The organism is Herbaspirillum sp. C7C2, assembly GCF_022627865.1.
Taxonomy (GTDB): Bacteria; Pseudomonadota; Gammaproteobacteria; order Burkholderiales; family Burkholderiaceae_D; genus Herbaspirillum; species Herbaspirillum frisingense.
This window is the reverse complement of sequence record NZ_JABXGI010000010.1, coordinates 45,813-58,939: the sequence shown is the minus strand read 5'-3', so window position 1 is coordinate 58,939 and position 13,127 is coordinate 45,813. Positions and strand designations below refer to the sequence as shown.

The 13,127-nt window shown below is 64.8% G+C and carries 12 protein-coding genes; 7 read left to right on the top strand and 5 right to left on the bottom strand.

Going from position 1 to position 13,127, the window contains the following annotated elements:
• Positions 1–26: 26 nt before the first annotated feature.
• Together HWE04_RS14680 and hppD are read right to left on the bottom strand one after the other, a co-directional pair.
• Positions 27–377 (bottom strand): hypothetical protein, encoded by a 351-nt coding sequence (locus HWE04_RS14680; protein ID WP_241812844.1) that lies wholly within the window; start codon positions 375–377, stop codon positions 27–29.
• Between the two features lie 185 nt (positions 378–562).
• A complete protein-coding gene (gene hppD / locus HWE04_RS14675) occupies positions 563–1,663 on the bottom strand; it encodes a 4-hydroxyphenylpyruvate dioxygenase (protein WP_241812843.1) in 1,101 nt (366 codons plus the stop codon).
• A 146-nt stretch (positions 1,664–1,809) separates the two neighbouring features.
• On the opposite strand from hppD, the gene HWE04_RS14670 reads away from it, so the two are divergent.
• The 4 genes from HWE04_RS14670 to alkB all read left to right on the top strand — a co-directional run bounded on the left by HWE04_RS14670 (position 1,810) and on the right by alkB (position 5,265).
• Positions 1,810–2,328, top strand: a complete 519-nt coding sequence (locus HWE04_RS14670) for an Lrp/AsnC family transcriptional regulator (protein WP_006464522.1) — start codon at positions 1,810–1,812, stop codon at positions 2,326–2,328.
• Positions 2,329–2,436: 108 nt separating this feature from the next.
• Positions 2,437–3,618, top strand: coding sequence for a bifunctional DNA-binding transcriptional regulator/O6-methylguanine-DNA methyltransferase Ada (gene ada / locus HWE04_RS14665; RefSeq protein ID WP_241812842.1), 1,182 nt, complete (start codon positions 2,437–2,439; stop codon positions 3,616–3,618).
• Positions 3,619–3,703: 85 nt separating this feature from the next.
• Positions 3,704–4,615, top strand: a complete 912-nt coding sequence (locus tag HWE04_RS14660) for an alpha/beta hydrolase (protein WP_241812841.1) — start codon at positions 3,704–3,706, stop codon at positions 4,613–4,615.
• On the top strand, positions 4,612–5,265 hold the full coding sequence (alkB, locus tag HWE04_RS14655) for a DNA oxidative demethylase AlkB (RefSeq protein ID WP_241812840.1): 654 nt from the start codon (positions 4,612–4,614) through the stop codon (positions 5,263–5,265). The genes HWE04_RS14660 and alkB overlap by 4 nt, the downstream gene beginning before the upstream one ends.
• 18 nt (positions 5,266–5,283) lie before the next feature.
• Here alkB and HWE04_RS14650 read toward each other — a convergent pair whose 3' ends face one another.
• Both HWE04_RS14650 and HWE04_RS14645 read right to left on the bottom strand, forming a co-directional pair.
• Entirely contained in the window at positions 5,284–6,474 is a 1,191-nt protein-coding gene (locus tag HWE04_RS14650; protein WP_241812839.1) for a DNA topoisomerase IB, read from the bottom strand.
• Between the two features lie 219 nt (positions 6,475–6,693).
• Positions 6,694–7,626: a DMT family transporter gene (locus HWE04_RS14645; protein ID WP_241812838.1), complete on the bottom strand. Its 933-nt coding sequence runs from the start codon at positions 7,624–7,626 to the stop codon at positions 6,694–6,696.
• A 117-nt stretch (positions 7,627–7,743) separates the two neighbouring features.
• Here HWE04_RS14645 and HWE04_RS14640 point away from each other — a divergent pair, with 117 nt between their 5' ends.
• Positions 7,744–8,556: an AraC family transcriptional regulator gene (locus HWE04_RS14640; RefSeq protein WP_241812837.1), complete on the top strand. Its 813-nt coding sequence runs from the start codon at positions 7,744–7,746 to the stop codon at positions 8,554–8,556.
• Between the two features lie 114 nt (positions 8,557–8,670).
• On the opposite strand, the gene HWE04_RS14635 is transcribed toward HWE04_RS14640, so the two are convergent.
• Complete coding sequence (locus HWE04_RS14635) at positions 8,671–9,972, bottom strand: D-amino acid dehydrogenase (RefSeq protein WP_077238235.1); 1,302 nt, start codon at positions 9,970–9,972, stop codon at positions 8,671–8,673.
• A 152-nt stretch (positions 9,973–10,124) separates the two neighbouring features.
• On the opposite strand from HWE04_RS14635, the gene HWE04_RS14630 reads away from it, so the two are divergent.
• Together HWE04_RS14630 and HWE04_RS14625 are read left to right on the top strand one after the other, a co-directional pair.
• Positions 10,125–10,613, top strand: a complete 489-nt coding sequence (locus HWE04_RS14630) for an Lrp/AsnC ligand binding domain-containing protein (protein ID WP_006464533.1) — start codon at positions 10,125–10,127, stop codon at positions 10,611–10,613.
• Positions 10,614–10,792: 179 nt separating this feature from the next.
• On the top strand, positions 10,793–13,120 hold the full coding sequence (locus tag HWE04_RS14625) for an FdhF/YdeP family oxidoreductase (protein WP_241812836.1): 2,328 nt from the start codon (positions 10,793–10,795) through the stop codon (positions 13,118–13,120).
• Positions 13,121–13,127: the final 7 nt, after the last annotated feature.

The following is a 13,127-nucleotide window of genomic DNA, read 5'->3' as shown; positions in this document are numbered from 1 at the left end:
AAGAGAACGGCGAGGGCAGGGCTGGCTCAGGCGACTGCGGCCAGGGCCTCGCTCTGGGCGTGGTGGTGGGCCGCATGGGCGGCCACCGACAGGGCCATGCTGAGGTAATTCTCGCCGCGCCTGCGCTGACGGGACTGTTGCTGCTCCAGCGCAAACAGTTGCTGGTAGAGGGTGCGGATCTGCTGCTGCAGCAACTGGCGCTGCTGCTTGCCGTCGCGATTGGCCGGGAAGCGTGCCAGCGACTGCGCCTGCTGTTGCAGGATCAGGATGCGGTGACTGAGCTGCTCGATCAGTTCGGCGGGGTCATGGTCCAGCGTGTCTGCACGGGGGGCCTGGGTGGCTTCGGCAGTTTTTTCTTGTTCATACGCGATGTTCATGCGAACTCCAGCCCCGGTCGAGGCGCCAGTCTTGCAGGTTCAGGCAAGATTGCCTTTGGGTAGAGTTACGGCAGCTTCCTGCAAAGCTTGAGTCGGGCCATGTAAAAAAAGGAAAAGGCGCAGGCCCGGGAAGGGCGCTGCGCCTTGCATGCAGGGCAGGGCCGGCATCGCTGCCGGCAGGTCCGTCAGATGACGCCGCGGCGCATCTGGTCCAGTTCGATGGATTCGAACAAGGCCTTGAAATTGCCCTCGCCGAAGCCGTCGTTGCCCTTGCGCTGGATGATTTCATAGAACACCGGGCCGATCAGGTTCTGGGTGAAGATCTGCAACAGCAGCCCCTGGCCGGCGGTGGGGGCGCCATCGATCAGGATCTTCAGTTCGCGCAGGGCGGCCAGGTCTTCGCCATGGCCGGGGATGCGGCGTTCCACCAGGTCGTAGTAGGTGGCGATGGTGTCCTGCAGAGGCACCCCGCGGGCATACAGGGCGCGCACGGTCTGGTAGATGTCGTCGGTGCCCAGGGCGATGTGCTGGATGCCCTCGCCGTTGTACTGCTTGATGAATTCCTCGATCTGCGACTTGTCGTCCGCGCTCTCGTTGATGGGAATGCGGATCTTGCCGCACGGGCTGGTCATGGCACGCGAGCGCAGGCCGGTGACCTTGCCCTCGATATCGAAATACTTGATCTCGCGGAAGTTGAATAGCCGCGTATAGAACGACGACCAGGTATCCATGGCGCCGCGCATGACGTTATGGGTCAGGTGGTCGATATAGGTCAGGCCCACGCCCTTGGGATTGCGCTCCACGCCGGGCAAGAACTGGAAATCCACGTCATAGATGGAGCCGTTGTCGCCATAGCGGTCCACCAGATACAGCAGCGAGCCGCCGATGCCGCGGATGGCCGGGATGTTCAGCTCCATCGGGCCCAGACGGGCTTCCACGCCTTCGGCACCCAGTTCCAGCGCGCGCTTGTAGACGAAGGCCGCATCCTTGACGCGGAAGGCCATGGCATTCACCGAGGCGCCGTGCACCTGGGCGAAGGCGGCGGCATTGCTGTCCGGCTCACCGTTGAGGATGAAGTTGATCTGGCCCTGGCGATACAGGGTCACGTTCTTGGAACGGTGACGCGCCACGGCGGTAAAGCCCATCAGTTCCAGCACGCCGGCAATGGCGGCCGGGTCGGCGGCGGTGTATTCGACGAACTCGAAACCGTCGGTCCCCATGGGGTTGTCGAACAGGTCCGTGCTGGCGGCGGCAAGTTGGCTGATCTGGCTGTCTGCGTGGCCCATCTGTGTCTCCTCGGATTGGAAAGGCCGGCAAGCCCGGCCCATGCGAGGAGTTTATTGCGTCGCCACTGCAATTTGTGATTGTTTTTTGCGCAAATTAGGGGTTAATATGCACAAATAAATCTTAAATAAGAAAATTGGAGAGATAAATGAGCATCATCAATGTGGATCGCTACGATCTGGCCTTGCTGACCGAGTTGCAGCGTGACGGACATATTACCAACAGTGCACTGGGACTGAAAGTTCACTTGTCCACCTCCCAGATCAGTCGTCGCGTGCAGCGACTGGAAGAAGCCCACGTCATCGAACGCTACACCGCCGTGCTGGACCCGGCAGTGGTCGGCCTGGGCGTGACGGCCTTCACCACCGTGACCCTGGATCGCCAGGGCGAAACCCGGGGCGAATTGTTCGAAAAAGCCGTGGAAACGATGCCAGAGGTCACCGAATGCTTCTCCGTCACGGGGGAGGGCGATTATATCCTGCGCATTGTCGCCCCCGACCTGGCGGCGTTTTCCGAATTCATGATGAGCCGGCTGCTGCGCCTGCCTGGCGTGACCAACGTCAAATCCAACATCACCCTCAAGAAGGTCAAGCAGTCCCACGAACTGCCGCTGGAACACGTCATGCAGCCGGTGAAGTCGCGCCAGCGCATTCGCTTCTCCCAATGAGGGCGTGAACGCAAAGGGTGGGCCGCCTGCGAATTCAAAAGCAAGCGCCCGAGTGCGACGCCACCAGGGGCGCCTAGAATCATCCTGACCCGATAGCAGGAGCACCCCATGCCGAGCACGACCTCCCCGATGATTTCCAGGCCCCCAACGTCCCCCGCGCCCTCCACGGAGGCGGTCCCCGCATCCGCCGACCCGTCACTGACCGACCCGTCCCTCGCCGACCAGCAACGCTGGCTGGCCGTGCAGCGCCGCGACCCGGCGTTCGACGGCCTGTTCTGGTATTCGGTCAAGAGCACCGGCGTCTATTGCAAGCCCTCCTGCGGCGCGCGCACGCCCTTGCGCAAGAACGTGGCCTTTCACGCCAGTGGCGTGGCTGCCGAAGCGGCTGGTTTTCGCCCCTGCAAGCGCTGTCGGCCCGACCTGCCACCGCTGCAGGAACGCCAGGCCCAGGCCATTGCCCAGGCCTGCCGCCTGATCGAAGCCGCCGAGCAGGCGCCCGCCACCGAGGACCTGGCCCAGGCCGTGGGCTTGAGCCGCTACCACTTCCATCGGCTCTTCAAGGCCCACACCGGGTTGACCCCCAAGGCCTATGGCGACGCCAGGCGGGCACAGCGCCTGCGTCAGCAACTGGCATCACGCGCCAGTGTCACCGAGGCCTTCTACGAAGCCGGCTTCAATTCCAGCGGTGGCTTCTACGCCCACCGCCATGCCGACCTGGGCATGAAGCCGACGGCCTACCGCCACGGCGGCCGTGGCGAAAAAATCCGTTTCGCGGTGGCGCAATGCTGGCTGGGCGCCTTGCTGGTGGCGGCCACGGAGCAGGGCATCTGCGCCGTCACCCTGGGCGAGGATGCCGAGGTCCTGGTGCAGCAATTGCAGGACCGTTTTGCCCAGGCCGAACTGGCGCCGGGCGATGCCGCCTTCGAGCAGACGCTGGTGCAGGTGCTGGCCGCGCTGGATGACCCGCAACGTGGCGCCACGCTGCCACTGGACGTGCGTGGCACGGCCTTCCAGCAGCGCGTGTGGCAGGCCCTGCGCGAGATACCGCCGGGGGTGACCCTTAGCTACGCCGAACTGGCCGCCCGCATCGGCCAGCCGGCGGCGGTGAGGGCGGTGGCCAGCGCCTGCGCGCACAACGAGATTGCCTTGCTGATTCCCTGCCATCGCATCGTGCGCCAGGATGGATCACCGTCCGGCTACCGCTGGGGCATCGAGCGCAAGGCGGCCTTGCTGGCGCGCGAGGCAGTGGCGCAACCGCCGCAACCGCCGCAACCGCAGTCGCAGCCGTAGCCAGCCACCGCCAACCGCAAGCCCGCCTGAAGGCGCGGGCAGAGGCGGCTACAATGGCTGTTACTTCATATTGCAGGAGTCGTGCATGCATGTTCTTGGCAAGGCCGGCCTCGCCCTCACCGGCGCGGTGCTGGTCCTGGGTGGCCTGATCGCCTGTTCGCCGCTGTCGGCCATCAACGCGGTTACCCCGAGCTCCAGCTACATCAAGACCGAAGGCGTGGCCTACGCCGACAGCGACCATCCTCGCCAGAAGCTGGACATCTACCGGCCGGCCGCGCAGGCCGACGCGGCGAGCGCCAAGGGCTTGCCGGTGGTGGTCTTCTTCTATGGCGGCAGCTGGAATGAAGGCAGCCGCAAGGACTACGCCTTCGTCGGCGAAGCCTTGAGCTCTCGCGGCATCATCGCCGTGCTGCCGGACTATCGCGTCTATCCCGAAGTCCGTTATCCGGATTTCCTCAAGGACAGCGCCCAGGCCCTGGCCTGGACCCTGCGTTCCCTGCGCGAACTGGGCGGCGATCCGCAACGGGTCTTCATCATGGGGCATAGTGCCGGCGCCTATAACGCGGCCATGCTGGCCCTGGACGCGCGCTGGCTGCGCCAGGCCGGCGCCTCGCCGGATGCCTTGCGTGGATGGATCGGCCTGGCCGGGCCGTACGACTTCCTGCCCATCGAAAACCCGGACGTCAAGCCGGTATTCTTTGCCCCCGACTCGCCGCCTGATTCGCAACCGGTGCGCCACGTCCAGGCTGGTGCGCCACCCGCGCTGCTGATCGCCTCGCACAAGGACAAGCTGGTATCGGCCACCCGCAACACGGGCGGGCTGGCCACACTGCTGCGCGCACAGCAGGTGCCGGTGGAGGAACGTTACTTCGACAACACCTCGCACGCCTCCCTGGTAGGCAGTCTGGCACGGCCGCTGCGATTCCTGGCGCCGACGCTGGAGACGGTCACCGAGTTCATCGCTACGCCGCCCCCGCGCACCAAGGCCGCGCCGTGACCGGTGACCTGTTTGCCGCGCTGCCCCGCGAGCCTGACATCGAGAGCATCACCGAGGGCGCGACCTTGCTGCGCGCCTTCGTCAGCGACGAGGAGGCTGCAACGCTGGTGGCTGCCATCGATACCGTGCTGGCACACTCCCCCTTGCGCAACATGCAGACGCCGGGCGGCTTTCGCATGTCGGTGGCGATGAGCAATTGCGGGCAATTCGGCTGGGTGACCGACCGTCGTGGCTATCGCTACCAAACGCTGGACCCGGTGACCGGGCAACGCTGGCCCGACATGCCGCCTGCATTCGTCGCACTGGCACAGCGGGCGGCCGAGGCGGCCGGGTTTGCTCCCTTCCTGCCGGACGCCTGCCTGGTCAACCGCTACGATCCTGGCGCCCGCATGTCGCTGCACCAGGACCGTAACGAAGAAGACATGCAGCAGCCTATCGTCTCGGTCTCGCTCGGCTTGCCGGCGACCTTCCTCTTTGGCGGCATGGAACGCAGCGACAAGCCGCAACGCATGCGGCTGGAGAGTGGGGATGTGGTGGTCTGGGGCGGCCCGGCGCGGCTGGCCTTTCATGGCGTGGATGTGCTGCGCGACGGCGAGCATCCGCTCACCGGCCGCTGCCGCTATAACCTGACCTTCCGTCGCGCCCGCTGAGGGCAACGATCCTGCCGATCAGGCCGGTGCAGCGTGCGCGCTGCCGTGTGCAGCCTTGCGCGCAGTGCTGCTCGTCCGGCGGGTCGCTTTCTTGCGCGCCGGCCGGCGTGCAGGGGAATCATCGGCTTCGTGCAGGCGTTGTTGCAGCAGTGCCAGCACCGCCGCCTCTTCCGGCGACAGGTCGTGCAGCTCCTGCACCAGTTCGGCCTGCACGCGTTCTTCCAGCAGCTCGGCAAAACTGCCATCGAGATAGCTTTCAATCACCGCCGGGTGCACATAGCATTTGCGACAGATCGACGGCGTATTGCCCAGCCGGCGGGCCACGTTCTCGATGGCGCGGACCACGTTCTGCTTGGCCTGGGCCTGCGAGTCCACCCGCTCGAAGGCCTGCAGCGCCAGCGTGGCCAGCACCGTGCCGGCCCAGGTGCGGAAATCCTTGGCGCTGAAATCCTCGCCCGCCGCCTCGCGCAGATAGGCATTGACGTCGCCGGAATCGATGCAGTGCCGCTCACCGTCGTCATCCACGTACTGGAACAGCTCCTGCCCCGGCAACTCACGCATCTTGCGGATGATGCGCGCCACATAGGGATCGTGCAGCTTGATGTCATGCTGCACCCCGCTCTTGCCACGGAAGCGGAACAGCACATCGCTGCCATCGACCCGCACGTGGCGATGGCGCAGCGTGGTCAGCCCGAAGGACTTGTTCTGGCGCGCGTATTCGTCGTTACCGACCCGCATGAAGGTGCTCTGCAGCAGATGCACCACCGCCGCCAATACCTTTTGCCGATGCAGGCCGGGCCGCTGCAGATCCTGCTCCACCACCTTGCGGATGGTGGGCAGGGCGCGGGCGAAACTGATCATGCGCAGGTATTTGGCGTCGTCGCGCACCAGGCGCCAGCGGGCGTGATATCGGTACTGCTTGCGACCGCGCGCATCGCGCCCGGTGGCCTGGATATGGCCATTGTGATGGGGGCTGATCCACACCTCTTCCCAGGCCGGTGGAATGGCCAGCGACTTCAGGCGCGCCAGCACTTCGGCATTGCGTATCAGTGCGCCCTGCGCATCGTGATAGGCAAAGCCCTTGCCATGGCGGCTGCGGCGGATGCCCGGCATCTCGTCGTTGACGTAGCGCAGCTGGTTGGCACGGGCGATGTCGGCGGCCTCGTCCTGGTGACGGGCATCGGCGGGGGGAGCAGCATTGCGGTCCATGATGGTCTCCTCGGACGCGGCGCCGGGACATCCGGCAATGGTCCATGGCGGCCATTATTGAGCAAGCCGCCCCGGCCGACAGTCAGCCATTGGCCGGGGATGGTGTGGGACTTTTCCCGCACGTCGAGCTAGCTCGGACGACTAACTCAGAACGACTAGCTCAGAACGACCACTGCAGGCTGAAGCCACCGGTCAGTGCGGCTGTGGCGCTTCGGGCGTTCACGCGCGATCTCCCCCTTGCGAGGTTCTGGTGAGATGGTGTTGTGGTCCGCTTTGTCCGCTCTGCGCCTTGTCTCCCCGCAACGCCATCCCCAATCCCGCCACGATCGCCACCGCCCCCACCATCATCGACACCGACAACGGCTCCTGCAGCACCCAGGCCGAGGCCGCGACGCCGAAGAGTGGCGACAGCGCATTGAGCATCAGCGCCCGCACCCCAAGCCGCGCAACCACCCAGTTGAACAAGGCCACGCTGAGGATGCTCACCAGCAGGCCGTGATAGGCGCTCTGCAGCGCCAGGGCGGGCAGGGGCTTGCTGAAGGTGGTTTCGCCCAGCCAGGGCAAGGCCACCAGCGTGCAGGCCAGCGACAGTACCTGCGTCAGCGCCACCGCATCCAGCGGGGCGACCTGCCAGTTGCGGTTCAGGACCAGGTACCAGGCCCACATCAGGGCCGATAGGACGAACATCAGGTCGCCGCGCCAGGCGCCTGCCGGGGTCAGGCCGCTGGCCAGGATGCCATTGAGACCGACCAGCACCAGCCCGGCCAAGAGCAGGAGCACGCCCCACGGCGAGATGCGCTCGTGCTGCCGGAAGACGAAGCGGCTGATCGCCATGCCGAACAGCGGGGTGAGCGCAGGATGGATCAGCGCGCCATGCGAGGCCGGGGCATAGTTCACGCCGCCGACCAGCACCAGGCTGAACAAGGGGCCGGAGAGCAGGAATAGCACCAATCCGCGCCGCCAGCCCACGCCACAGGCGCCGATGAGCCCGCGGCGCCAGGCGAAGGGCAGCATCAGCAGGCCGCTGGTGAGGTAGCGCACCAGGGTGGCGTCGTAGGGTGTCAGCCCTTGCTGGTAGCCGTAGCGCGAGATCACGGGTTGGATGCCCCAGATCAGCGCGACCAGGATGCCGGAAAGAATGGGTGGGTTCATGTCGAAAGCCGGTTGGTGAAAGCCCTGCAGAAGTGAGCACAGTAGAGCAAAGGGGGTTTGACTGACTTTCGATCATTGGTCAATAATGTTTGAATCTGCGCCATCACCGGTTGACACATGCCCAAGCCCACGCCAGCTCCGCCGACCCTGCCCATCGACCGCGTGGGGGAGATTGCACGGCCGGTGGTGGTGGCGGGTGCCGATTATCCCAGCGGTTCGCTGCAGCCCCTGCACAGTCATCGGCGGGCGCAATTATTGTTCGGGCTGGCGGGCATGATGCAGGTGGTCACGCAGGATGGGGCCTGGGTGGTGCCGCCGCAGCACGCGGTGTGGATTCCGTCCGGGCGTGAGCACCTGAGCCGCATGCTGCTGCCGGTGACGACCTGCAGTGCCTTCGTGGAGCCCGAGCACGCGCCGCGCCAGGCGCAGACCTGCCAGGTGCTGGAGGTGCCGCCCTTGTTGCGTGAATTGCTGATCGAGGCGACCCGCATCGATCCGCTCTACGCGCCCAATAGCCGGGAAGAAGACCTGATGCGCCTGCTGCTGGCCGAGATCGGTCGTGCCCGCGAGATTCCTGTCCACGTGCCGCTGCCGCAGGAGGAAAGGCTGGGCGCGCTGTGCCGCAGCTTCATGATGGCGCCGTCGATCCGCTCGCGTCCGGGGGAGTGGGCGGAGCAACTGCACACGAGCGAACGCAGCTTCAATCGCCGTTTCCTGGCGCAGACGGGGATGGGTTTCCAGCAATGGCGTTTGCGGGCCTGCATCGTCAATGCGATCTCGCGGCTGGCGCTGGGGCATTCGGTGACGGTGATCGCCTATGACCTGGGCTATGAACGGCCGGCGGCGTTTTCCACGATGTTCAGGAAGATGACTGGGCATGTGCCGTCGGCCCATCCGGCAGCGCTGGGGGTGGTGCGTCGCAGCCGCTGAGCGGCGGCCATAAAAAAGGCCGGGGCATTTCGCTCCGGCCAACCATTCTGCGAGGGATGCAGAAGAGACTATCGGGGTGAGGACGCAGGGCGTGGGCCCTGTCGTCAGCCCGGATCAGGCACCTGCCAGGCGCGGGGCCTGCGCCCGGCCGCCCGTTTGCATGTAGCGCTCGACCGAGAGGTCTTCATGGGCGATGGCGGGACGGCGGCCGGAGATCAGGTCGGCCAGCAGTTGTCCCGAGCCGCAGGACATGGTCCAGCCCAGGGTACCGTGGCCGGTGTTGATGAACAGGTTCGAGACCGGGGTGGCGCCGACCACCGGCGTGCCGTCCGGGGTCATCGGGCGCAGGCCGGTCCAGAAGCTGGCCTGGCGGGTGTCGCCAGCGCCGGGGAAGAGGTCGTTGACCACCAGTTCCAGCGTGGCGCGGCGCTTGGCCTTCAGGGTGGTGTCGTAGCCAACGATTTCGGCCATGCCGCCCACGCGGATGCGGTCGTCGAAGCGGGTGACGGCGATCTTGTAGGTTTCGTCCAGGATGGTCGAGACCGGGGCGGCGCTGGCGTCGGTGATGGGCACGGTGATCGAGTAACCCTTGAGCGGATAGACCGGAATGGCGGGCAGGCCCGGTACATCGGCGAGCAACTGCGGGGAGTAGGAGCCCAGGGCGACCACGTAGCTGTCGGCCTGCACCAGTTCCTTGCCGCAGACGACGCCGGCGATCTTGCCGCCGGCCATGGCCAGCGCATCAATGGAGACGTCGTAGCGGAATTTCACGCCCAGCTGTTCGGCCATCTTGGCCAGGCGGGTGGTGAAGAGCTGGCAATCGCCGGTTTCGTCATTGGGCAGGCGCAGGCCGCCGGTGAGCTTGCCGCGCACCTTGTCCAGCGCCGGTTCGGCGCCGCCCAGTTGGTCCGGACGCAGCAGTTCGAAGGGAACACCGGCTTCCTTGAGCACGGCGATGTCCTTGGCGGCACCATCCAGTTGTTCCTGGGTGCGGAACAGCTGCAGCGTGCCTTGCTCGCGGCCTTCGTAGGGGATGCCGACATCGGCGCGCAGCGCGCGCAGGCAGTCGCGGCTGTATTCGGCCAGGCGCACCATGCGTTCCTTGTTGACGGCATAGCTTTCGGCATTGCAGTTGCGCAGCATCTGCCACATCCAGCGCAGCTGGTTCAGTGTGCCGTCCGGGCGGATGGCCAGCGGGGCGTGTTCCTGGAACATCCACTTGATGGCCTTCAACGGAATACCGGGTGCAGCCCAGGGAGAGGCATAGCCGGGGGAGATCTGGCCGGCATTGCCGAAGGAGGTTTCCAGCGCGGCGCCGGGCTGGCGGTCCAGTACGGTCACGTCATGGCCGGCCCTGGCCAGATACCAGGCGCTGGTGACCCCGATGACACCGCTTCCAAGAATGACGACGCGCATGTTGATTCCCCGTTTTCAATGATGCCGCTGCAAAAGGCTGCTGGATTAGAAGATTCAGCTATGATATGGGCGAATAAATAGTGTTTGTTCGCGTATTTATTGATGATTTCAGGAAGAAATAATTTAAATCGCGCTGAAACAGGAAAAATCCCATGAGAACCCAGCAGCAGTCCGTCCGTACCCTCGACAAGCTTGATCACCGCATCCTGGCGGTGCTGCAGAAGGATGGGCGCATTTCCATGAAGGAGCTGGGCGAGCAGGTCGGGCTGTCGGTCACGCCCTGCATCGAACGGGTCAGGCGCATGGAGCGCGATGGGGTCATCACCGGCTATTACGCGCGCGTCAATCCGGAGTCACTGGGGGCGACCTTGCTGGTGTTCGTGGAGATCACGCTGAACCACAAGTCGGGCAACATGTTCGAGCAGTTCCGGCGCGAGGTGCTGCGCATTCCCGAGGTGCAGGAATGCCACCTGGTCTCGGGCGATTTCGACTACCTGATCAAGGCCCGCATCCGGGGCATGGCCGAATACCGCAAGCTGCTGGGCGATATCCTGCTGCAGCTGCCGGGGGCGGCGCAGTCCAAGAGCTATGTAGTGATGGAGGAAATCAAGGAAACCCTGGCCTTGCCGCTGGACGACTGAGATGATCGGGCGCATGGCGTCGCCAGATAAAGGGTCGGTGGCGGGGGCGCGAGGGATGGTTGAGCAGCTTGCTTGACCTGCACTGTACTTGAATCCGGCGTGCGTTCCTGTGCATTCCTGTTTGGTTTGGTGTGACCTAGACTTCACCTACACTGGACTCCACTCCGACCCGAGACATCATGCCTTCCAAACCAAGAATCGAGCAATACAATCAACCCGCAGGCGGCTGGGGCGCACTGAAATACGTGGCGCTGAACCTGGTCAAGGAACACGTGGCCGATGGCAAGGGGCTGCGCACCCTGTTGTCGCAGAACCAGCCGGACGGTTTTGATTGCCCCGGCTGTGCATGGCCGGACCGGGAGCATACCTCCACCTTCGAATTCTGCGAAAACGGCGTCAAGGCGGTGGCCGCCGAGGCGACCAAGAAGCGGGTGACGCCCGATTTCTTCGCCCAGCACACCGTGGCCGAGCTGATGCAGCAGTCGGACTATGAACTGGAAGAACACGGCCGCCTGACCCATCCCATGGTCTACGACGCCGCCACCGACAAGTACCGCAAGATCGAGTGGAGTGCTGCCTTCGAACTGATCGGCCAGCATCTCAATGCCTTGCCCGATCCGAACATGGCCGACTTCTACGTCTCCGGCCGCGCCAGCAACGAGGCGGCTTTCCTGTTCCAGTTGTTCGTGCGCCAGTACGGCACCAACAATTTCCCCGACTGCTCCAACATGTGCCACGAGCCCACCAGCGTGGGCCTGCCGGTGACTGTCGGGGTCGGCAAGGGCACCGTGCTGCTGGAAGACTTCGACCACTGCGACACGCTGCTGCTGTTCGGCCAGAACCCGGCCACCAACCACCCGCGCATGATGGGCGAGCTGCGTCACGCCTCCAAGCGCGGCGCCACCATCGTCGCCATCAATCCGCTCAAGGAACGCGGTCTGGAGCGCTTTGCCGACCCGCAAAGCAAGGTCGAGATGCTGACCATGGGCAGCACCCGGATCAGCTCCATGTTCATCCATCCCAAGCTGGGCGGTGACCTGGCACTGATCAAGGGCGTCATCAAGCGCACCATCGAGCTGGACGACGCTGCCCTGGCCGCAGGCACCGAGCGCGTGATCGACGTGGCCTTCATCGAGCAACATACCGCCGGCTTCGAGGCGTTCGCCGCCCAGGCGCGTGGCGAAAGCTGGGACGACATCGTCGAGGAATCCGGCGTCTCCCGTGACGACATCGAAAAGCTGGCCCAGGTCTATGTCAAGGGTAAGGCGGTCATTGCCACCTGGGGTATGGGCCTGACCCAGCACAAGCATGCGGTGGCCACCATCCAGCTGCTGTCGAACATGATGATGCTGCGCGGGAACATCGGCCGCCAGGGCGCTGGCCTGTGCCCGGTGCGTGGTCACTCCAACGTGCAGGGCGACCGCACCGTGGGCATCGACGAAAAGCCGACCCCGGCCTTCCTGGATCGCCTGGAACAGGTGTTCGGCTTCAAGGCGCCACGTCACCACGGCAACGACACCGTCGGCTCGGTCATGGCCATGCTGGAAGGGCGCACCAAGGTCTTCATCGGCCTGGGCGGCAACTTCGCCATGGCCACGCCCGACACCCCGCGCACCTTCGAGGCCATGCGCTCCTGCAACCTGACGGTGCATATCACCACCAAGCTCAATCGCAGTCACCTGGTACATGGCCGTGATGCGCTGATCCTGCCCACCATGGGCCGCACCGAGATCGACATGCAGAAGTCCGGTCCGCAGGGTGTGACGGTGGAGGATTCGATGAGCATGGTGCACGTCTCCTATGGCATCAACAAGCCGGCTTCCGAGCAGCTGATGTCGGAAACCGCCATCGTGGCGCATATCGCGCAGGCCACCATGCAGTCGCGCAGCAACGGTCCGCAGATCGACTGGCTGTGGTATGCAGAGGATTATTCTCGCATCCGCGATGCCATCGAAAAGGTCTACGACGCCTTCAAGGGTTACAACGAACGCATCGCCAATCCGGGTGGCTTCCACCTGGGCGTGGCCTCGCGTGACCGGGTCTGGAAGACCAGCACCGGCAAGGCCAACTTCATGGTCCTCGACATCCCCAAGGACACCCCCATCCATCGTGCCCGGGCGATCCACGGCGAGAAGCTGCTGACCCTGATGACCACCCGTTCGCACGACCAGTACAACACCACCATCTATGGCATGGACGACCGTTATCGCGGTGTGTTCGGCCAGCGCCGGGTGGTGTTCATCAACCCGGCCGATCTGCAGATGCTGGGCTTGAAGGATGGCGAGTGGGTCGATATCACCAGCGTCTGGGACGATGGCGTGGAACGTCGCGCCGATGGTTTCCTGCTGGTGGCCTACGACATTCCTCGCGGTTGCATCGGCAGCTACTATCCCGAGACCAACCCGCTGGTGCCGCTGGAAAGCTTTGCCGACCAGGCCCGCACGCCGACCTCGAAGTCGATTCCGGTGCTGCTGGCGCGTTCGGCGGTGCAGCGCACGGCGGCGTAAGCAGAGA

What these genes read in the sequence shown, in the direction of transcription:
- HWE04_RS14680 (WP_241812844.1), bottom strand. Translation starts at nt 377, where the DNA reads ATGAACATCGCGTATGAACAAGAAAAAACTGCCGAAGCCACCCAGGCC.
- hppD (WP_241812843.1), bottom strand. Translation starts at nt 1,663, where the DNA reads ATGGGCCACGCAGACAGCCAGATCAGCCAACTTGCCGCCGCCAGCACG.
- HWE04_RS14670 (WP_006464522.1), top strand. Translation starts at nt 1,810, where the DNA reads ATGAGCATCATCAATGTGGATCGCTACGATCTGGCCTTGCTGACCGAG.
- ada (WP_241812842.1), top strand. Translation starts at nt 2,437, where the DNA reads ATGCCGAGCACGACCTCCCCGATGATTTCCAGGCCCCCAACGTCCCCC.
- HWE04_RS14660 (WP_241812841.1), top strand. Translation starts at nt 3,704, where the DNA reads ATGCATGTTCTTGGCAAGGCCGGCCTCGCCCTCACCGGCGCGGTGCTG.
- HWE04_RS14650 (WP_241812839.1), bottom strand. Translation starts at nt 6,474, where the DNA reads ATGGACCGCAATGCTGCTCCCCCCGCCGATGCCCGTCACCAGGACGAG.
- HWE04_RS14645 (WP_241812838.1), bottom strand. Translation starts at nt 7,626, where the DNA reads ATGAACCCACCCATTCTTTCCGGCATCCTGGTCGCGCTGATCTGGGGC.
- HWE04_RS14640 (WP_241812837.1), top strand. Translation starts at nt 7,744, where the DNA reads ATGCCCAAGCCCACGCCAGCTCCGCCGACCCTGCCCATCGACCGCGTG.
- HWE04_RS14635 (WP_077238235.1), bottom strand. Translation starts at nt 9,972, where the DNA reads ATGCGCGTCGTCATTCTTGGAAGCGGTGTCATCGGGGTCACCAGCGCC.
- HWE04_RS14630 (WP_006464533.1), top strand. Translation starts at nt 10,125, where the DNA reads ATGAGAACCCAGCAGCAGTCCGTCCGTACCCTCGACAAGCTTGATCAC.
- HWE04_RS14625 (WP_241812836.1), top strand. Translation starts at nt 10,793, where the DNA reads ATGCCTTCCAAACCAAGAATCGAGCAATACAATCAACCCGCAGGCGGC.